The organism is Pilimelia columellifera subsp. columellifera (genome assembly GCF_039532605.1).
In the GTDB taxonomy this organism is placed as follows: Bacteria; Actinomycetota; Actinomycetes; order Mycobacteriales; family Micromonosporaceae; genus Pilimelia; species Pilimelia columellifera.
Window position 1 is genome coordinate 1 of record NZ_BAAARY010000026.1, and the last position, 21,161, is coordinate 21,161.

The window sequence follows — 21,161 nt, forward strand, 5'->3', positions numbered from 1 at the left end:
GCATAGACCAACCATCCGCAGCCACGTGATGCACCACCACCACCAACACAAACTCCCGCTCACCGACCACCAACAACCGCACCAACAACGGCAGCTCACGGAGCAGGTCGAATTCGTGCCGGGCGAGAGCCTCGAATGCTTTGTCGACCCCGTCGGGCGCAACCAGGGTCGGGCTCAGACCCGGCACGGCTACGTCGGCCGGAACGATGACCTGGTACGGCCCGTCGGTCCCCTCGGCCAGCAGAGTGCGTAGTGGTTCATGGCGGTCGGCGACATCACGGAAGGCCGCCAGGAGCGCGTCCTGGTCCAGATTGCCGTTGAGCCGCAGGGCAGCGCAGATGTTGTCGGCGCTGCTCGGTCCGTTCAAGTGCTGGATGAACCACAGCCGTTGCTGTGCATAGGACAGAGGCAGCTGCGTGGGACGGGTGGTGACCCGCTCGACGGCGGGCCGGCCAGCCCCGGCACCGCGAAGCGCCGCCGCAAGCGCGGCGACAGTTGGCGTTTCGAAGACCTGCCGGATGGAGAGCTCCGCATCCAAGGTGCTGCGGATGCGACTCACGAGCTGATTGGCCAGTAGCGAGTGTCCCCCGAGAGCGAAGAAGCTCTCGTTGATGCCGACCGCGGCCACCCCGAGCACATCGGCGAACAGCTCGCAGAGAATGGCCTCCTGCGGGCTGCGCGGCGGACGGCCTTCGCGGTCGGTGCGGTAGCTCGGGTCGGGCAGTGCACCCTGGTCGAGCTTGCCGTGCGTGGTACGCGGCAGCGTGTCCAACAGCACCACAGCGGCCGGCACCATGTGGGAAGGCAGATGCTGCTCCGCGTACTCGCGCAGCGCGTCGGCGTTCGGCGAGTCCTCGCCCGCCACCACGTACGCGACCAGCCGCCGGTCCCCTGAAGCATCTTGTCGCGCGACCACCGCAACCTCGGCCACCTGCGCGTGGGCGCGGAGCGTCGACTCGATCTCGCCGAGCTCGACCCTGAATCCGCGAATCTTCACCTGCGAGTCGGCACGGCCGAGGTACTCCAGCCCGCCGTCAGCGGTCCACCGGCCAACATCGCCCGAACGGTAGAGGCGACTGCCGGGCGCACCGTACGGGTCGGCGACGAACCGCTCGGCGGTCAGTGCCGGCCGGTTCAGATAACCCCGCGCCAGTCCGTAGCCGCCGACGTAGATCTCACCGCTGACGCCCGGCGGTGTCGGCTGGAACCGCTCGTCCAGTACTCGGACGCTGAGATCCGTGAGCGGACGGCCGATCAGGCTCCGCGCCCGGGCGTCCTCGGCCAGGGCCGGCGCGACGGGTAGGTGGGTCACGTGAACCGTGGTTTCGGTGATCCCGTACATATTCACCAGCCTGGGCCCGTCCGGGTGACGGTCCAGCCAGGAGCGCAGGCGGCCGAGGTCAAGCGCCTCGCCGCCGAACACGACGTAGCGTAGGTCCAGCCGCAGGGGCGGCTGATCGCCTTCGTTCTCCGCGTCCACCCGCATCAACTCCGCGAACGCGGTGGGTGTCTGGTTGAGGACGGTCACCCGTTCCCGCGCCAACAACCGGCGGAACGCCGCTGGGTCGCGCGTTTCGTCGTGTGACACGACGACAAGACGACCCCCGTACCGCAGGGCGCCCCACAGTTCCCACACGGAGAAGTCGAACGCGTAGGAGTGGAACAGTGTCCAGACGTCCCGAGGTCCGAACGCGAACAGCCCGTCAGTCACCGTGAACAGCCGGTCGACGTTGGCATGGCTGACCAGAACGCCCTTCGGGCGGCCCGTCGACCCCGACGTGTAGATCACATACGCCGGGTGCGCCGGCCGCAGCGGTCGAACCCGCTCCCCGTCGCCGACGACAGTGGTGGGGAAGCGGTCCGCTTCCGCGTCGTCGAGGACGATAACCGGGGCACCGGTCGGCGGGATCAGGCCCGCGGTAGCGGCGGTGGTAACAACCAGCGCCGGCCGCCCATCCTCGACGATGAGGCGAATGCGTTCGGCCGGATAGTCCGGATCCACCGGTACATAGGCGCCGCCTGCCTTGAGGACGGCCAGCAGCGCGACGACCAGTTCAGCCGAGCGCGGTACCGCCAGGGCAACCAGCGACTCGGGACCGACGCCGTGGCCGATCAGCAGCCTGGCGAGCTGGTTCGAGCGGGCGTCGAGCTCGGCGTAGGTGACCTCGACGGTGCCGTCGCTGACCGCCACCGCGTTCGGCAGGGCGCCGGCCTGCGCGGTGAACGCGTCCACCAGCGTGCCGGCGGCGGACTCGGATTCCGTCGCGTTTCCCCACTGGAGCACCCGGGACCGTTCGACGGCACCAAGGATGTCGAAGTCGGCGACCCGGCGCTCGGTGTCCTGCGCCACGGCGGACAACACCCGGGTCAGGGCCGACACCATCCGCCGAGCCGTGGCCTCGTCGTAGAGATCAGTGCTGAACAGCAGCGCACCCTGCAGGCCGTCGGGCCCGCCGGTGTCGCTCCGGCGCTCGCGCACGCCGAACAGCAGGTCGAACTTGGCCGCGCCCGTGCCGACCTCGTGCGGGCGTACATCCAGACCCATTGACTGCCCGACCTGCGCGGCGGCGACGTCCTGGTCGGAGTTGTCGAAGGCCAGCGCAACCTGGAAGAGGGGGTGGCGGAACATCGAACGCATGGGGCTGAGCACCTCCACCAGGCGCTCGAAGGGAAGGTCCTGGCTGCTGTAGGCGGCCAGGTCCGTCTCTCTGACGCGCTCCAGCAGTTCGGTGAAGGTGGGATTGCCGGAGAGGTCGGTACGCAGTACGAGGGTGTTGACGAAGAACCCGATGAGGTCATCGGTCCCGGAGTCGACCCGCCCGGCGATGGGCGAGCCAACGGCAATATCCGAGCCGGCACCCAGCCGATGCAGCACGGTGACGAGCGCGGCCTGAACGACCATGAACAGCGTGGCATGGTGCGCGCGGGCCAGGTCCCGCAGTGCCGCGTGTACGTTCGCGGACAGTTCGAATGTGATCCGCTCGCCCCGGTACGTGGAGACTGCCGGCCGCGGTCGGTCGGTGGGCAGGTCGAGTTCCTCCGGCAGTCCGGCCAGGGCGCCCCGCCAGAACGCGAGCTGGGTACTGAGCGGCGAATCGGGCTGCGACTCATCGCCGAGCACCTCTCGCTGCCACAGTGTGTAGTCGCCGTACTGCACGGGCAGTGGCGCCAGCGCGGGAGCACCGTGCACGCGATGCGCGTACGCGGACCCCACATCCCGGGCGAGCAGCGGAACGGACCAGCCGTCCGCGGCGATGTGGTGCATGAGGAGCAGTAGGACGTGCCGCTGGGGCGCCACCTGGAACAGCCGCGCCGCGATGGGTATCTCGGTGGCCAGGTCGAAGCGGTGCCGACTCGCCTCGGCGAGGCGGCAGGGCAGCTCCTCCTCTGTGGTGACCTCGAGCGTGACCTGCAGTTGCGCGTCCGCCGGATCGAGGATGTGCTGGTACGGTCCCTCGCCGTCCTCCGGGAAGACGGTGCGCAGTGACTCGTGCCGGGCGACTACGTCCGCGAGAGCGGCGGCCAACGCTGTCCGGTCTATGCCGCCGGTCAAGTCCAGCGCAAGGGGCATGTTGTAGGCGCTCGTGTCCTGGTCAAGTCGCTGCAGGAACCACAGCCGGCGCTGGGCGAAGGACATCGGCAGCCGCGCCGTACGGTCCATCGGCGCCAACTTTGACCGGACGCCACCACTGCGACGCGCCACGGCGCCCGCCAGCCCGGCCGGGGTCGGCGTCTGGAACAGCTGGCGGATGGTGATTTCGGCGTGGAACATCGCCCGCACCCGGGAGGCGAGGCTCGTCCCGAGGAGGGAGTGTCCGCCCAGCTCGAAGAAGTTGTCGTCCGGCCCCACCTCGGGCACCCCCAGCACCTCAGCGAACAGGCTGCAGAGGATTTCCTCGGAGGCAGTGGCCGCCGCTCGGCTGCCGGCGGCGCGGTGCTCCGGCGCCGGCAATGCCCGCCGGTCAACCTTGCCGCTCACCGTGAGCGGTAGAGCATCCAGCGCGACGAACGCGCTGGGGATCATGTGCTCGGGCAACACCTCGGCCAGCTGGGTGCGCAGCGCCGCCGGCCCCGGCAGGGCCGAACCGCCGACGACGTAGGCGACGAGGCGCTTGTCGCCGGGGCGGTCCTCGCGCAGCAGCACGATCGCCTGTCGCACCGCGCGCTGGGTGGTCAGGGCGGCCTCGATCTCGCCCAGTTCGATCCGGAAGCCGCGGAGTTTCACCTGACTGTCCACCCGGCCCAGGAATTCCAGATCACCGCTGCGGTGCCAGCGCACGCAGTCGCCGGTGCGGTAGAGCCGGGTGCCGGACGGACCGAAAGGATTGGCGACGAACCGCTCGGCGGTCAGGCCGGCCTGACCCAGGTAGCCGCGGGCGAGACCGGCTCCCGCCACGTAAAGCTCGCCCGGCGCTCCGACCGGGGCAGGCCGTAGCCGATCGTCAAGCACGTAGACCCGGGTATTCAGGGATGGCCGTCCGATGAGCACCGCGCCGGAAGTATCCGGCCGGCATCGCCAGCTGGTGGCGTCGACCGTGGTTTCGCTCGGGCCGTAGGCGTTGTACATGACCCGCCCCGCCGCCCAGTCGCCGATCAGGTCAGGGGTGGACGCCTCGCCCGCCACCACGACGGTGAGGTCGGATGGCACATCGGCCGGCGACATCGCGGCCAGTGCCGCCGGCGGCAGGGTCGCATGCGTGATCCGGCGGGCGGTGAGGAACTGCGCGAGCGGCTTGCCAGGGGCGCGCTCATCGACGGTGGGCACCACGAGGGTGGCACCGGAGAGTAGTGCCATACAGATCTCGGACACCGAGGCGTCGAACCCGATGGAGGCGAACTGAAGCACGCGACTTTCGGGGCCGACCCCGAAGGTGGGCACCTGGGTGGCGACCAGGCTGGCGAGTCCGGCATGGGTCACCACCACGCCCTTGGGCCGGCCAGTCGAGCCGGAGGTGTAGATGACGTACGCCGGATGCTGTGGCTGCAGCGTGGCAGCGCCACTTTCCGGCCCCGCCGGAGCGGAACCGGCAGGCGGCAGCGGCTCGTCGATGCAGACGACGGTCCCGTTGTGGGCCGGCAGCCCGGTCGCCGTGGCGCGATCCGTCAGCACCGCCATCGGCCGGGCGTCCGCCAGGACGGTACGGATGCGGCTGGCGGGATAGTCGAGGTCAATCGGCAGGTAAGCGCCACCTGCCTTGCCAACGGCCAGAACGGCGGCGATCAGGTCGAGCGAACGGGGCAGGGCGATGGCGACCACAGTCTCCGGCCCCACCCCGGCATGTCGCAGGCGCCGCGCCAGTTCACCGGCGCGCTCATCCAGCTCGGCGTAGGTGAGGGTGGCGTCGCCGAACTCGGTCGCCGGACGGTCCGGGGTCCGGCGTACCTGCTGTTGGAACAGCAGCGGGAGGGTGGCCTGCGGCACGTCCGCGCCGGTGGCGTTCCAGTCGTGTAGGAGCTGTTCGTATTCACTGCTCTCGGAGATCGCCAGCTCGTGGAGTCGTCGGTCCGGGGCTGCGGTCACCTGCCGCAGCAGGTGCTCCAGCCGGTCGATCAAGGAGAGCGCCGTTTCGGCGTCGAAAAGATCCGTCGCGTATCGCACTCCGCCCGTGATGCCACACGCACGACCGTCCGGTGTGAACTGCTCGCCCAGGTCGATAGAGAGATCGAACTCGGCGCCGCCAGTGTCGGTATCGAGCAGCTCCACACCCAGGCCGGTGAGTTCGCCGATCGTTCGCAGTCCGTCGTGCTGGAACGTGTTCTGGTAACTCAGCATGGTCTGGAACAACGGATGCCTCGCGGCCGAGCGCTGTGGGCGCAGCTCGTCCACCAGACGCTCGAACGGGATGTCCTGGTGGGCGTTTGCCTGCAGATCAGCCTCACGCACCCGGACCAGCAGCTCGGAGAACGTGGGATCGCCGGAGGTGTCGGTGCGCAGCACGACTGTGTTCACGAAGACCCCTACCAGGTCCTCCAGTCGACTGTCGACGCGTCCGGCGACCGGCGATCCGATGGGAATGTCGGTACCGGCGCCCATGCGGCTCAATAGCGTCGCCAACGCCGCCTGTAGGACCATGAAGACGCTGGTGCGGCTGGCCCGAGCCAGCCTGTCGACGGCGGCGTGCACCTCGGCGGGGAGGCCGACCTCGAGGCGTTGTCCCCTGCGGGTGGCCACCGACGGTCGGGGCCGGTCGGCGGGCAGCGTCAGCTCGTCGGGCAGGTCGGCCAGCGCCTCCCGCCAGAACTCCAACTGCCGGGCGAGGGGGCTTTCCGGGTCGTCGGCGGCCCCGAGCGTCTGTCGCTGCCAGAGCGTGTAGTCCGCGTACTGGACAGGCAGTGGCTGCCAGCCGGGCGCTATGCCGTCGCGGCGCGCGGCGTAGGCCACGGCGAGGTCGTTGACGAGCCGTTCCATGGACCAGCCGTCGCCGGCGACATGGTGCACGAGCAGCAGGAGCACGTGGCGCTGCGGGGCCAGCTGGAAAAGTTCCGCCCGCAGTGGCAGGTCCCGGGAGAGGTCGTACCGATACCGCACGGCCTGGGCCAGCTGGTCGTCCAGAACGGCTTCGTCGACGGTCCGCGAAGGCAGCTCCACGTGGGCATCCTCGGGTGCCCGGATCACCTGGTGCAGCGTCCCGTCGTGCTCGACCAGGACCGTCCGCAGCGCCTCGTGGCGGTCGAGTACGTCGCCCAGCGCCTGTCTGAGCGCGTCCTGGTCCAGGTCGCCGGTCAGCCGCAGCGCGGCCGGAATGTTGTAGGTGGCGTTGCCGCCGTCTACCCGGTCCAGGTACCACCAGCGGTGCTGGGCGAACGAGGCCGGCAACTGCTCAGGGCGTTCGGCCGGCGCGCACGGGGCGAAGGCGCGGTCGCCCTGGGTGACCACTGCGGCCACCTCGGCGACCGTCGGCGTGTCGAAGAGCTGGCGGATCGACAGCTCGACGCCGAAGGTGTCGCGTACCCGGCCTACCAGCCGGGTGGCGAGCAGCGAGTGTCCGCCAAGCCGAAAAAAGTCGTCGTGAACGCCGACCCGGTCGAGATGGAGTACCTCACCGAAGAGGCCCGCCAGGATGTCCTCTGTGGCGGTCAGCGGAGCCCGGTCTACCTGCTTCGGACCGTAGTGAGGGACGGGCAGCGCCCGTCGGTTGACCTTGCCGTTGGCGGTCAGCGGGATGCGATCGACGACCACGATGGCCGCAGGCACCATGTACTCGGGCAAGCTCCGGGCCAGCGCCTCCCGCAACGCCGCCGGTGCCGGTTCAGCCGCGGGGGCGGCGGTGACGTAGCCGACGAGACGCCGGTCACCCGGCTGGTCCTCGCGAAGCACCACGACGGCCTGGGCCACCTCGGGCCGGGTCAGCAGCGCAGCGGCGACTTCGCCCGGCTCGATGCGATGCCCGCGGACCTTCACCTGTTCGTCCGCCCGGCCGGCGAATTCAAGCAGACCATCAACCCACTGGGCGAGGTCTCCGGTCCGGTACATTCTCGCGCCGGGCGGTCCGTAGGGATCGGCGACGAATCGCTCTGCGGTGAGACCCGGGCGCCCGTGGTAGCCGCGGGCCAGTACGGACCCGGCGATATAGAGCTCGCCTGGTACGCCCTCGGGCAGCGGATGCAGGCCGGCGTCCAGCACGTAGGCGCGGGTGTTGGCGAACGGGCGACCGACCGGAACCGGCCCGTCGCCGATCCGTTGGCCCGGCTCGATGCGGAAGTCGAGGCAGTTGACGGTGGCCTCAGTCGGCCCGTACGCGTTGATGACGACCGCGTCGGGGTGGCGCTCCCGCCAGCCGCTGAGCGCGTGTCCGTGCAGCGCCTCGCCGCCGAGCACAAGGCAGCCGGTGGGGGAGGCCTCGTCCGGTAGGGCGTCGAGCAGTTCGAGGTGGCTCGGCGTGAACTTGGCGAAGCTGACCGGACCGGTGGCGCCGACGCTCTCCTCGGTGAGGTCGCCGATCCGTACGCATCCGCCGCTGACCAGCGGGGTGAACAGCGCCGTAACGGTGAGGTCGAAGGAGATGGGCGAGTGAAGCAGGGAGCTGCCCGCCGCCGCTGGGTACGCGTCCCGGCCACGTTGGAGGTAGCCGCTGAGTGAGCGGTGCTGCACGATCACGCCCTTGGGGCGGCCGGTGGAGCCCGAGGTGAAGATGAGGTATGCGGGTTGATCGGAGCGCAGTGGGGCGCCGCGGGTCGCATCGGTGACGGGGGCGGTCGCCACCGCGTCGATCAGCGGTCGGACCGTCGGGTCGTCGAGCGCAATGACGGACGTGCCGGCGAACAGTGGGGCCGAGTCGCTGGTGGTGATGGCCAGAATGGGCCGCGCATCGTCCACCATGACTGCGGCGCGGTCTGCTGGCAGGGCGGGATCGATCGGCAGGTAGGCGGCGCCTGATTTGAGTACTGCGAGGAGCGCCACGACCATGTCCACGGACCGCGGGAGCGCCACCGCCACGTAGCGCTCCGCGCCGGCGCCGCGGTCGATCAGGTACCGCGCCAAATGGTTGGCGCGGGCCTCCAGCGCGGCGTAAGTCAGTTCTCGGTCCTGGTCGGCCACTGCGGCCCGGTCTGGCGTGGCTTGGGCCTGCGCAGTTACCAGATCGGGCAGGGTCTCGGGCGTCACCGGTGTGAGCGGGCCGGTGCCGGCCGCCAGCAGCGCCGATCGGGCGACCTGGCTCTGCACCGCGCTGCGGCCGACCGGGCGGTGCACGTCAGTGAGGAGTTCGCGAAGCAGGCAGAGGAAGCCGTCGCGGTGTCGGCCAGCAGCTTCCGGCGCGTATCGCCCGGGGTTGGCGTCCATGTCGAGCCGGATACCGCTTGCCGCGTCCGCAGTGCCGTACACGTGCAGGGAGAGATCCTTGATGCGGCCTGTGGACAGCTGCCGAGGGACCACGCGATGTTCAGCGAAGTGGACCGTCTGGTCAAAGGTGACCAGGTTGATCACTGGTCCGGTGACGGCCAGATCGCCCGCCCGGCCGAGGGCCGCGTGCAGGTCTTCACCCCGGAACCTCTGATGCCGGATCGCGCCACCCAGCGCGACACCGGTCTGCCGGACGAGGGCGCTGAAGGGCTCGGCGAGTGTGCTGGTCAGCCGCAGTGGGACTTCGTTGGAGACCATTGCGGGCGTGTCCAGTGCCGCGGAGCTGCGGGCAGATACCGGAAGTCCCAGCACCACGTCATCGGTGGCCGTGATGCGTTGCACGTAGGCAGCGAAGGCGGCAACGAGGACGATGGTCCACCGGCTCCCGCACGCCTGGGCCGCGTCCTGCAGACGACCAACGTCATCCTGGTCGAGCCAGATCGTCTCCCGAAGCTCGCTTTGTCCGGGCGCCGCGGCACCGCCTGCGAGCTGCGTCGGCTCCTGGACGTCCGCCACCGCGTCGATCCAGTACGCCCGATCCCGCTCGTACCGGGGCGATGTCCGGTAGGCGGCATCCTCGGCCAGCACATCGACGAGGCTGCCGAAAGTGGCTGCCGCCGGTTCGGTGCCCGCGTAGAGCGCCGTGTAGATGTCCGCCACGCGTCGGAGGTAGAGGGTCTGACCCCAGCCGTCCAGCAGGATGTGGTGGTACCGCAGATAGAAGATGCTGTGGTCGTCCGCAAGGGTCAGCAGCGCGTGTCGATATGACGGGCCATCGGTGAGGTTCGCAGGGTTGGCCAGGTCCGCGCGCATCCAGGCTTCAGCGTCGGCAGCTGGGTCAGCGGCATCGCGGAGATTCACGACCTGCAGCGGATCTGGGGAGGTGTCAGTGAACTCCTGCCACAGGTCGACGCTTTCGTAGCGGAAGCGGGCACGCAGCGTCGGCGTCTCGTCGAGCGCCCGCACCACGGCCTGCGCCAGAATGTCGGCGTCGACCGGGCCGCGTAGCTCCAGGCACACTCCACAGTGGTACAGCGCATCGGTCGGAGCGAGTTCCTGAGCCACCCAGACGCCTTGCTGTGCGGCGGAGAGCGCCTGCCGCGGGAACTGGCTACTGACCATGCTCATGGTGCACTCTCCTGGTGTCACGGCGTACGGATCCGAGCAGGGGCCGTACTGGTGGGGCGCCGGCAATGGCGGAAGCGGCGGGGCAGCTTCAGCGGCGGTCAGCCGCCAGCCGCTTCTCCGTTATGGGCGCCGGTAAGAACGGCGACGAGATCGTTAACGGCGGGGTGGTCCCAGAGGAGGTCCGGGTCGAGGTCGCGACCGATCAGCTCTTCGAGGTCGCCGATGAGGGCGATACCGCGGACTGAATCGAGCCCGAAGTCGCTCAGCGGCCGGTCGGCACGGAGCCGCTCCGGTTCAAGCTGGAGCAGGGATGCGGCCTGCGCAAGGATCCACGGCGTGAGTAGTTCAGCGGACAGGTTCGGTGCTACGTGCATGCGGTTCGGCATCTCACACCCGCTCGGGACGACGGGATGGGGCATCGGAAGCAGTTCGGACCGAAACGACGTCCTGGTAACGCGGGTCCACGTCGACGAACTCGGCGGCCAGTTGGCCGGATCGCACCAGCTCCGCCATCGCGGTGCGTTCGGTTTTGCCGCTGGTGGTGCGGCGGACGCCGCCGCGGCGCACCAAGATGACTCCGCTCGCACCGACGCCGAACTCCTGGGACAGTGTTCGGCGCATGTCGGCGGCCAACCGTGCCAGGCCTGCCTGGTCGCGCGGGTTCCGTACCTCGTGTACGGCCACCAGCACATCATCGGCAGCGCCATCCGACGCGGGCAGGCTGAACACCGCGCCGACGGCACCCAGCTCCTTGTGTTGGCTACGCAGCTCGTGTTCGACATCCTGGGGGTACAGATTGCGGCCCCGCATGATCACCACTTCCTTGAGTCGGCCCGTCACGTAGAGTTCACCGTCGTGCACGGTCCCGAGATCGCCGGTGCGAAGGTAGGCACCGTCGCCCTGCGAGGTCACCGCCCCGAACACGGCTGCGGTCGCCCCCGGCTGACGCCAGTAACCCTCCGCGACGCTGGGCCCACGTAGCCAGATCTCGCCGATCTGACCAGGCTCGAGTACGTCTCGGGTCGCAGGGTCCACAATGCGTAGGTCGTAGGTGGTGGCCGCGCCGTTGCTGGGCAGCTCCCGGGCGGCTGCCGCACCATGGGCAGGCCGGGCGCGGTGTTCGACGAGTTCAGCCGCATCGAAACGGGTGACGCTGAGGGCGCGCGGCGGCGCCCCGGACACGAAAACCGTGGCTTCGGCCAAGCCGTAACACGGGCAGCAGGCCGTCGCGGAGAAGCCGGCTTCGGCGAATGTCTCGGCGAACTTACGCATGGTTTCCACTCGGACCGGCTCCGACCCGTTTGCGGCGTACCGCCAACGGCTCAGGTCCAGGCCGCGCATCTGTTCGTCGGTCGTGCGTTCAACGCAGTAGTCGTAGGCGAAGTTGGGGGCCGGCGACCAACCGATGTCGTATCGATCGATCATCCTCAGCCAGGCGACCGGGCGCTTGAGGAAGGTGGTCGGGTCCATCAGGACGCAGGTACTGCCGCCGAAGAGCGCTGGCAGTACCTGCGCCATCAGCCCCATGTCGTGGTACTGAGGAGCCCATCCGCCGAACCGGATGCTCGCCGGAATCTGGAGACCTTTCAGCAGGCTGGCACTGTTGTGCAGCAGATTGCCGTGGGTGACCATCACGCCCTTCGGGTCACCAGTCGATCCGGACGTGTATTGCAGCAGGGCCAGGCTGTTCCGATTCACCCCGGGTAGTCGCCACGCGGTCGCATCGGAGTCCGGAATGCTGTCGGTAGCGAGCACCTCCACCGCCGCCAACGGGCCGTTTGCCGCGAACTCCCGCACGACGCCCAGCTGCGCCGTCTCGGTCAGGACTGCGCTCACCTGGGCGTCGCTGGCAATCGTTCGCACACGGCGCTGTTCGTGCTGGTAGCGACCGGGCAGGGGCGCTGGCACGGCGACCATTCCGGCGTACAGACAGCCGAGAAATCCGACGACGAAGCGGACCGGCGAGTTGAGGAGCAACACGCGCGATCCGACCGGCATGCGCTGCTGGAGCCAGGCGGCCACCGCTCGCGCTCGCAGGTCGAGTTCGGCGAAGGTCAGTCGTTCGTCCCGCTGCTCCTCCGGGTCGGCTACCCAGATCAGCGCCTCGGCCGACGGTCGACGGTCGGCCCAACGACGGACCGCCGTGATGGCATCGGGCAGATCGCCGATGTCTGCGTCGCTGACCATGCCGCCCACTGTCACCTGCGGTCTCCTCTGATAAGCCGAACGGAACAATTTGCCGGGACCGGTGAATTCACTTCACCAAATTCACACCGGAGAGAATGTGTCCAATAGGGCGGCCGCGAGAAAAGGTCTATCCGGATGCCGGCTGCGCCATAGTAACGATCCGTGCTCGAGCCGGTCAAGCGAGTGTCGGCTTGACTACATAGTGGATGGCTTAGCGTGTGATTGAACAACGAGCTGACGTGGTCGAGTGTGTTCGATGCATGATGGACGGACTTTACGCGACACTGAATAAGGATGACCGCCATCACACCCGCTGGTACCGTGGCCGGCACCTCTAAGGGAGATTTGGCAATGAAAATAACTCCGAGCACGCTGCCAGGCATGTTCCGGTTGGAACCTCAGCATCTGGCCGATCGGCGGGGCCGTTTTCACGAAGCCTGGCGCGCCGACGAGCTGACGCAGACGCTTGGTCGGTCGTTCGAGGTCCGGCAGGTCAACTTCTCGGTTTCGCGGCGGAATACGCTGCGCGGCATTCATGGCACCATAACGCCACCCGGACAGGCCAAGCTGGTGACCTGCGTCCGTGGTGCGGCGCTCGACGTGGTCGTCGACATGCGCATCGGCTCACCCACCTTTGGGCAGCACGAGGTCACCCTCCAGGACGCCGGCTCCGATGTGGCGGTCTACATGGCCGAGGGGTTGGGGCACGCGTTCCTGGCACTTACCGACGATGTGTGTATGAACTACTTGTGCTCCACCGAGTACGTGCCAGGGACGATGGTCGATGTGCAGGCGCTCGATCCTGAGCTGGCCATTCCATGGAACCTGACGGCGCCGCCGGTAATGTCGGACAAGGACGCCGCGGCTCCCACCCTGGCAGAGGCCGCCGCGGCCGGGCTCTTGCCCACCTTCGCGGAGTGCCTGGCGCTCGCGGAAACCGGCTCGCCCCCGGCCGGGCGGGGTTGAGGGATGCGCATCGACGGGGGCCGGAGCCGCGAGGACGTCCATTTCGACATGCTCCAGGCCTCCGCCGCCCATTCAGATAGCACGATCCTTCCCCTCGGGGAATTCGATTCGTGGCTGACCGATCGGGCTCAGAAGCAGCCGTACCACGTCACGCCGATTCCGTTCGCTGAAATGGTGGGTTGGCATAGCGATCCGGACACTGGCAATTTGGTCCATCGGACGGGACGCTTCTTCTCTGTCGAGGGTCTTGACGTCCAAACCGATCGCGAATGGGCGGGGCACTGGCGACAGCCAATCATTGTGCAGCCCGAAGTTGGCGTCGTGGGCATTCTGATGCGGCGGATCGGTGGAGTTCCACATCTGCTCCTGCAGGCCAAGATAGAGCCGGGAAACATCAACGGGATTCAGCTTTCTCCGACCGTTCAGGCCACGTGGAGTAATTACACCGGTGTGCACGGTGGGCGGGACGTTCCGTATCTCGAACATTTTCTTGGCCCAGGACGTCAGCCGGCGGTCGTCGATGTGCTCCAGTCCGAACAGGCGGCGTGGTACCTCCACAAACGCAACAGAAACATGATCATCGAGGCGAGGGAGCCGGTCGAGGCTCGCGATGGCTTCTGCTGGTTGACCCTGGGGCAGGTGCGCCGGCTGCTGCGCCGCGATCACTTGATCAACATGGATGCGCGCACGGTGCTCGGCTGTGTCCCGCCGCCTCGGTCCCCAGCGCGCATCGAGGCGGGTGGGTCGTTCCTGGCCCAGCTCCGCGCCTCAATGAGCGGTCAGGGTCGCTCCGAAACCCCGACGGACGAGCTGCTGGGCTGGCTCACTGACATCCGCTCCCGCCGACGCCTCGTGCAGCGGCCGGTGCCGCTGCGAGCGGTGCGCGAGTACGGATGGCAGTGGGGCGCAAACGAGATCGCGCACAGAGACGGTAAGTACTTCCGCGTGATGGCCGTACATGTGGAGGCCGGCGACCGGGAGGTCCGCTGGTGGGACCAGCCGTTGATCGCGCCGGCGCAGCCGGGCGTGGTCGCGTTGATCGTTAAGCCGATCAACGGGGTGTTGCACGCGTTGGTGCAGGCCCGCCTCGGAGCGGGCGCTGCCAACGTAGCCGAGCTGGCCCCGACGGTAAATTGTCAGCCGGACAACTATGCCGACGCGCCGGAGGCGTTCCGGCCGCCGTTTCTGGACGAGGTGCTGGCGGCTGATCCGCAGCGCATCCGGTATGACGTGGTGCTCTCGGAGGAGGGCGGTCGGTTCTACCACGCCTGCAACCGCTACGTCGTGATTGAGGCCGAGCCCGATTTTGCCGACGCTCCGGGCCCGTACCACCGATGGCTGACGCTGCACCAACTCTCTGGCCTGCTGCGGCACTACAACTATCTCAATGTGGAACTGCGCAGCGTGCTGGCAGGGGTACACACCCTCGACGACCCTGGAGAGTGCTGATATGTGCGCCGCACGACGTCCGTTGCGTTTCGGGATCATGGGTTGCGCGGATATCGCCCGCCGCAAAATGCTGCCCGCACTCACCAGTGAGGCCTCGACGGTCGTGACCGCCGTCGCCAGTCGCGACATCGCGAAAGCGACCGAGGTCACCGGTCAGTTCGGTGGCGTCGCGGTGCAAGGTTACGACGACCTACTCAGGCGCACCGATGTGGACGCGGTGTACATTCCGTTGCCGGCCGCGCTGCATGCTGAGTGGATCGCCCGTGCACTGCGCTCGGGTAAGCACGTACTCGCCGAGAAGCCCCTGACCACCGACTTTGCCCAGGCGCGGGAGCTGTTCGAGCTTGCGAGGCAACGCAACCTGGTCCTGTTTGAGAACTTCATGTTTCTCCAGCACTCGCAGCACGCCGCGGTGGCGCGCATGGTGGCTGAAGGTGCCATCGGTGAGCTGCGTGGGTTCGTCAGTACCTTTACCGTTCCGCCCAAACCGCCCGGCGATATTCGCTATCAACCGGAGATCGGTGGCGGGGCCCTCGACGACATCGGGGTATATCCCGTCCGCGCGGCCCTGCATTTCCTTCCTGGTGAGATCCGCGTAGCCGGCGCCGTTCTACGGCGCGGAGCGGACACCGGTGCGGTGGTCGCCGGCAGCGTGCTCCTGCATGCCCCCGACGGGGTGTTTGCTCAGCTGCAATTCGGCATGGAGCACTCCTACCGTTGCAGCTACAGCCTGGTGGGCAGCACCGGGCGCCTACTGCTTGATCGCGCATTCACCCCGCCGGTCGGTGTTTCACCTGTGGTCCGGCTGGAGCGTCAAGATCACCGAGAGGAGATCACGCTGCCGCCCGACGACCAGTTCCGCAACGTTGTGCGCCTGTTCAGTTCTGCCGTTGCGGCTGGTGATCTGTTGCCCGAACTCTCCGCAGCTTCGCTGCGCCACGCCGAGATAGTCGCGGCGGTCAAGGAACACGCCACGGTCTGCTCCATCACCGAACCGGAAGGGCACGAAAAGTGAAGGGCATTGTCCTAGCCGGGGGGACCGGCACGCGTATGCATCCGATCACCATCTCGGTTTCCAAGCAGCTGCTCCCGGTGGGAGACAAGCCGATGATCTACTATCCGATCTCGGTACTGATAGCCGCGGGTATCCGCGACATTCTCGTCGTCACCCGGCCGGTGGATCAACGTCTGTTCCACGCTCTCCTCGGCGATGGCTCCCACCTCGGCCTCAACATCACCTATGCCGAGCAGGCACAGCCGGGCGGCATCGCTGAGGCGCTACTGCTCGGCGCAGATCACATTGGGAACGATGACTGCGCGCTGATTCTCGGCGACAACATTTTCCACGGCACCGCGTTCGCTCGACTGCTCCAGAAGGAAGCAGCCCAGGTGGACGGCTGCACGCTGTTCGGATACCGGGTGCAGGACCCGGAGCGGTATGGCGTCGGTGTGACCGACGCCGACGGCCGCCTCGTCGCCATCGAAGAGAAGCCACGGCACCCCCGTTCCAACCGGGCCATCACGGGCCTCTACTTCTACGACAACGACGTTATCGACATCGCTAAGAACATTCAGCCGTCGGCCCGCGGCGAGCTGGAGATCTCCGACGTCAACGCGGTGTACCTGAGCCAGGGGCGGGCCAAGCTGATCGACCTCGGCAGAGGCTTCGCGTGGCTCGACACCGGAACTCCGGCAGCTCTGCTTCAGGCGGGTCAGTATGTTCGAACCCTGGAGGAGCGGCAGGGCGTGCGGATTGCGTGCCTCGAGGAGCTGGCACTGCGGATGGGCTTTATTGACGCCGATGCCTGCCATGCGCTCGGGGCAGCCATGGTGAATTCCGACTACGGTGACTACGTCATGAATATCGCCGCCGAGATCAGCGGTGGCGACCGTACTTCATGGGTGCACCAAGGCGTGTGAGTCCTGTGTAGGTGGATTCGCCGCCTGCGCTATGGGGTCGCCGCTCAGCAAGCGAGCAGCGACCCCATAGCCTGCGCCAGCTCGCACGGGGGAGCAAGCCTCGGCAACACGGGCAAGGGCGTCCAGCACCACTTCAGTGCTCGCGAGCGCTGACCGGGCCGTCAGGCACCCGGAGGCATTCCTGCCCGCCCCGAAGACACTCTCAAGATGGGCCCAGCCACCGCATCTGCCCAGGGTCGGAAATGCCGGGTGCGACCCAGGTCATAGGTTCCGTCCGCTCCCGTTATAGTTTGGACGCCATGCGACCCGCCTCCCCCGGAAGCGTTACCCGGCCCTCGGGAGCCGGCGTCCGCAGCACCATCCTCGACGTTGTCGTTGCAGTACTCCTCTCCTGGCTCGCGGCGGTAGCCCCCCTCGATCCGCCTGGACCGGCGTTCGCCGGCCCGACGTTGGCATCCTGGCTGGCCGGTATCGCGGTGGGCCTGCCGCTGGCCGTGCGCCGTCGCCGGCCGCTGCCCGTCCTGTTCGCGGTAGTGACGGCGGCCGTGGCGGCGACCGCCTGTGGCATCGTCGGCTCTGGGGTCATCTGGGTGACCTATGTGCCCGTCGCGGTGGCGTCCTACACCGTGGCGGCAATGCGCCGGCCGTTGGTAGCGGTAGCTGCTGTGGCCGCTGCGCTGGCGGCGACCAGCGCCGCGATTCCATGGTTCTACCGTCGGTACGGCTCTTCCTCGGCGGCCACCGCGAACAGTGAGGTCCCGCTCTGGTGGGCGGTGGAGTTGGGCACGGTGACGGTGATCGTGACTGGGGCGTGGGTAGCGGGGTGGGTGGTGCGCTGGCGACGTATGGTCCGCGCCGATCTGGCCCGGCGCATGGCCCGCGACGCGGTAGCCGCCGAGCAGCTCAGGATCGCCCGCGAACTGCACGACATCATCGGCCACAGTATGAGCCTGATCGCGGTCAAGGCATCAGTGGCCAACCACATCGCTGCCGAGCGCCCCGAGGAGGTGCGGCTAGCTCTGGGCGTAATTGAACGCACCAGCCGCGACGCGCTCACCGAGATTCGCCGTCTGCTCGGCGTTCTGCGCTCCGACTCCGACGCAGGGGCTGAGCTGAGCCCCGCTCCGAAGGTGGCCGACCTGGCAGATCTCGCCAGTCAGCTCCGTTCGGCGGGCCTGGCTGTGGACCTCCAGACGGACGGCATCAGCGACCTACCTCAAGGTGTCGACCTTGCGGTTTTCCGGGTGGTGCAGGAGGCGCTGACCAACGTTATGAAGCACTCCCACGCTGAGCATTGTCGGGTGACGGTGCGCGATGTCGGTGGCTCGATCCACATCGAAGTCTTTGACGGTGGTCGGGGTCACCGGTCGCCCACCCGACGCGTCGGCGGTGGCGGTGGGCAGGGTGTCATCGGCATGCGCGAGCGTGCGAGCATGTATGGCGGCTGGCTGGAAACTCGCTCGCAGGTAGGAGGCGGATTTCAGGTCGTCGCCGAGATTCCGTATGCCACGGCTGAGGAGACGATATGACCGAGGACCAGTCCGCACCGGTGACGGGGTCGACCATCAGCGTCCTACTCGCCGACGACCACTCACTTATGCGGGAGAGTTTCCATGCCCTGCTCGATGCGACACCGGGGTTCGCTCCGGTGGGCGAGGCGCGCACCGGAGCTGAGGCAGTCCAGCTGGCACGGTTGCACCAGCCGGACGTGGTTCTCATGGACGTCCGCATGCCCGAGCTTGACGGGATCGAAGCGACGCGCCAGATTTGCAGCGACGCCGCGACGGCCTCGGTCCGCGTGCTCATGCTGACCACATTCGATCTGGACGAGTACGTGTACGCGGCCCTTCAGGCTGGCGCGAGCGGCTTCCTCGTCAAGGACACGACCGCGACCGACCTGTTGGTGGGTATCCGGGTCGTAGCGTCCGGCGAGGCGCTTCTGGCGCCGCGCATCACCCGGCGCCTGATCTCAGCATTTGCCCAGCAACCTCGACCCCAGGCCGGCACCGCGATCGGTCTTAACGCGATCACCGAGCGCGAACGAGAGGTGCTCGTTCTGATTGCGAGCGGCCTGTCCAACACTGAGATCGCCGCGTCGCTGTACGTGGCTCTCGGCACCGTGAAGACCCACATCGGGCGGTTGCTCGGCAAGTTGGGGGCCCGTGACCGGGCTCAGCTCGTAATTATCGCCTACGAGGCCGGGCTGGTGCGCCCTCAGGGACGGACCGCGCCGGAGGCCGCATCGCGCAGGTCGTGACGGCGTCGAATTATGGTCGACCGATTCGACAAAACGTACCGGTCGTAACCGGCACGTTGACTTTTCACTCTTCAGTGATCGATGTACGACCCTGGTATGACGGCGCTTTCTGACCACAGACAGACGCAGGTCGTCCGCCCGACCTGGAACCATAATCCCCATGATCGTTGTAAGGGAGCTGACCAAGCGGTACGGGTCGACATTGGCGCTCGACAAATTGTCATTCGAGGTTCAACCGGGCGTCGTTACTGGCTTTCTTGGCCCTAACGGTGCCGGTAAGTCAACGGCACTGCGAATACTCGTCAGCCTGGACCACCCGACCTCTGGCGAGGCGCTGATCGGCAATCGCCGATATGACCAAATTCACCGGCCGATGCATGAAGTAGGTGCCGTGCTTGACGCGGGCGCCGCACATCCCGGCCGAACTGCGTTCCACCACCTGGAGAGCTTGGCCCGAAGCAATGGCATAGGTAAGGCGCGCGTCAAGGCAGTGCTCGAAAAGGTGGGGCTGGAGAGTGTTGCGCATAAGCGGCTCGGCGGCTTTTCTCTCGGGATGCGTCAGCGCCTCGGCATCGCCGGCGCGCTACTCGGTGACCCAGCTGTCATTCTGCTGGATGAGCCCGTCAATGGTCTGGATGCCTCCGGCATCCGGTGGATTCGCTCCACTCTGCGGTCGCTGGCTGCGGAGGGGCGCACTGTCTTGCTCTCCAGCCATCTCATGAGCGAGATGGCGCTCACTGTGGACCACGTTCTCATCATCGGTCGGGGTCGGCTGTTGAAGGCAACCTCGATGGAGGAGATGCGAGACCGCTTCGCACGAGACGTCCTCGTGCGGACTCCACGAGCTGGTGAGCTGGCGACCATCCTGACTGGGTTGGGTGCCTCCGTCACGTCTGATGGCGGGGAAGAGCTCGTTGTCGTCGGCGTGGACGCAGTCACTATCGGCGGTGCTGCCGCGGCGGCAGCGATTCCTCTACACGGGCTCACCCCCCGCGCCGCCACGCTCGAGGACGTGTACCTGGAACTGACCAACGACGCGGCGGAGTACCGAGCCGCTCCGGAGAAAGCGGCATGACCATGACTACGCTTCAGGAACCTACGCTCCAGGAAAAGCCGACCGTCCCACGTGTGATCGACAGCGTGAGCCCGACTTCAGGCACCAGGGTCTTCCGCGACACAGTCGCGGGCGAGTGGATAAAGCTACGGACGCTGCGATCGACCTATGCGTTCCTGGTCGGTGGTCTTGGCGCGACGATGCTCGGCTCACTGATCCTGTACCTGCTGATCCAGTCTTACGACAAGGCGACGGCTGCCGACAAGGGAAACTTTGAGACTGCCGATCCCAGCGTCGTGTCCATACCGTTCGTTATGTTCTTCGTGGGGTCGATCGGCGCGATGCTGATCACCAGCGAGTTCACGACCCGGTCCATCGGGCCCGGTCTGCTGGCCGTCCCCCAACGACGACTTCTCCTGGGTGCAAAGGCGACGGTGGCCGGTACGGCGGCTCTCCTGGCCGGGCTGTTCTTCGCGTCATTATCGTTTGCCAGCGCGAAGATGTTGGTCGGCGACCGTCCGGCACCGATCAACCCCTGGCCGGTCTGGACCGATGCTCTGCCGAAGGTTTTCTGCGCAACCATCATCGTGATGGTGACCACGATCGTGGCGGTGGGCCTCGGCACCTGGTTCCGTTCCACCGCGTCGACCCTGGTGACACTGGGATCCCTTCTGCTGGTGGCGCCGGCCTTTGCGCACTTCCTGCCGACGGTTTGGCAGCTGCGGTTCGGTTCGATCCTGCTCCCGAACCTGATTCCCCAGCTCGCCGGCAGTAACCATCCGTACGTGTTGTCCCAAGGCGGGGCGGTCGCGGTGACGGTGGGCTACCTGGTGTTGGCACTCGGTGCCGGGACGATCAGCTTCGTCCGACGCGATGTTTCCTAAGCAACCACAGTAGAACTCATCTCGAAGGGGGCTCGATCGGCAATGTCCCATCTTTCTGGCCAGCTGCTTGCTGCGAGTGACACCGGTACCACGATCGCGGGCATAGGTTTCTGGATCGCCCTGATCGGCGTGTATGTGGCGCTGATTCTCTTCGTCCTGAGCAAGATCCTTCGCGCACCGTTGACCCAGGAGCAACGCACTCGCTGGGTGTGGTTCGTCTTCCTCGCGCCCATGCTCGGCATCATCTGCTGGTTCACTGTTGGCCAGCCGAAAGTTGGCGGCTCCCCTGAGCGCCGCTAAAACCCAATACGACAGGGACCGCCAAATTTGGCGGTCCCTGTCGTGCCGACGTGGCGCTCGTTCATTTCGTACGCTGGGGGCTTCCCCCAGGATCGTGGACACCGGTTGTTATGCGGCGAGGGCGAGAGTAGCTGATCGTTGTTCGTAGGCGATCGGGCTCTGTTGGCCGAGGGC

The 21,161-nt window shown here is 67.3% G+C and carries 12 protein-coding genes; 9 read left to right on the forward strand and 3 right to left on the reverse strand.

The annotated features are described in order from the left end of the window. The 3 genes from ABD287_RS16925 to ABD287_RS16935 all read right to left on the reverse strand — a co-directional run. A partial coding sequence (locus tag ABD287_RS16925; protein ID WP_344174253.1) for an amino acid adenylation domain-containing protein occupies positions 1–9,970 on the reverse strand: 9,970 nt, incomplete at its 3' end. Positions 9,971–10,068: 98 nt separating this feature from the next. Next, positions 10,069–10,356 (reverse strand): acyl carrier protein, encoded by a 288-nt coding sequence (locus ABD287_RS16930; RefSeq protein ID WP_344174255.1) that lies wholly within the window; start codon positions 10,354–10,356, stop codon positions 10,069–10,071. 1 nt (position 10,357) lies between these two features. After that, positions 10,358–12,157, reverse strand: coding sequence for a fatty acyl-AMP ligase (locus ABD287_RS16935; protein WP_344174257.1), 1,800 nt, complete (start codon positions 12,155–12,157; stop codon positions 10,358–10,360). A gap of 294 nt (positions 12,158–12,451) precedes the next feature. Here ABD287_RS16935 and ABD287_RS16940 point away from each other — a divergent pair, with 294 nt between their 5' ends. From ABD287_RS16940 to ABD287_RS16980, 9 genes are all read left to right on the forward strand, one after another. Further along, positions 12,452–13,123 (forward strand): dTDP-4-dehydrorhamnose 3,5-epimerase family protein, encoded by a 672-nt coding sequence (locus ABD287_RS16940; RefSeq protein WP_344174259.1) that lies wholly within the window; start codon positions 12,452–12,454, stop codon positions 13,121–13,123. Between the two features lie 3 nt (positions 13,124–13,126). Then, positions 13,127–14,572: an NDP-hexose 2,3-dehydratase family protein gene (locus ABD287_RS16945; protein WP_344174261.1), complete on the forward strand. Its 1,446-nt coding sequence runs from the start codon at positions 13,127–13,129 to the stop codon at positions 14,570–14,572. Position 14,573: 1 nt separating this feature from the next. Further along, positions 14,574–15,587, forward strand: coding sequence for a Gfo/Idh/MocA family protein (locus ABD287_RS16950; protein WP_344174263.1), 1,014 nt, complete (start codon positions 14,574–14,576; stop codon positions 15,585–15,587). Next, positions 15,584–16,492, forward strand: a complete 909-nt coding sequence (rfbA, locus tag ABD287_RS16955) for a glucose-1-phosphate thymidylyltransferase RfbA (RefSeq protein ID WP_344174265.1) — start codon at positions 15,584–15,586, stop codon at positions 16,490–16,492. The genes ABD287_RS16950 and rfbA overlap by 4 nt, the downstream gene beginning before the upstream one ends. A gap of 299 nt (positions 16,493–16,791) precedes the next feature. Continuing rightward, on the forward strand, positions 16,792–18,021 hold the full coding sequence (locus ABD287_RS16960) for a sensor histidine kinase (protein WP_344174267.1): 1,230 nt from the start codon (positions 16,792–16,794) through the stop codon (positions 18,019–18,021). Further along, on the forward strand, positions 18,018–18,749 hold the full coding sequence (locus ABD287_RS16965; protein ID WP_344174270.1) for a response regulator: 732 nt from the start codon (positions 18,018–18,020) through the stop codon (positions 18,747–18,749). The genes ABD287_RS16960 and ABD287_RS16965 overlap by 4 nt, the downstream gene beginning before the upstream one ends. Before the next feature lie 160 nt (positions 18,750–18,909). Next, complete coding sequence (locus ABD287_RS16970) at positions 18,910–19,824, forward strand: ABC transporter ATP-binding protein (RefSeq protein WP_344174272.1); 915 nt, start codon at positions 18,910–18,912, stop codon at positions 19,822–19,824. Positions 19,825–19,877: 53 nt separating this feature from the next. Further along, on the forward strand, positions 19,878–20,687 hold the full coding sequence (locus ABD287_RS16975; protein WP_344174274.1) for an ABC transporter permease: 810 nt from the start codon (positions 19,878–19,880) through the stop codon (positions 20,685–20,687). A gap of 42 nt (positions 20,688–20,729) precedes the next feature. Continuing rightward, positions 20,730–20,987 carry a PLDc N-terminal domain-containing protein gene (locus tag ABD287_RS16980; protein WP_344174276.1) on the forward strand — a complete coding sequence of 86 codons (258 nt, stop codon included), beginning with the start codon at positions 20,730–20,732 and terminating at the stop codon, positions 20,985–20,987. Positions 20,988–21,161: the final 174 nt, after the last annotated feature.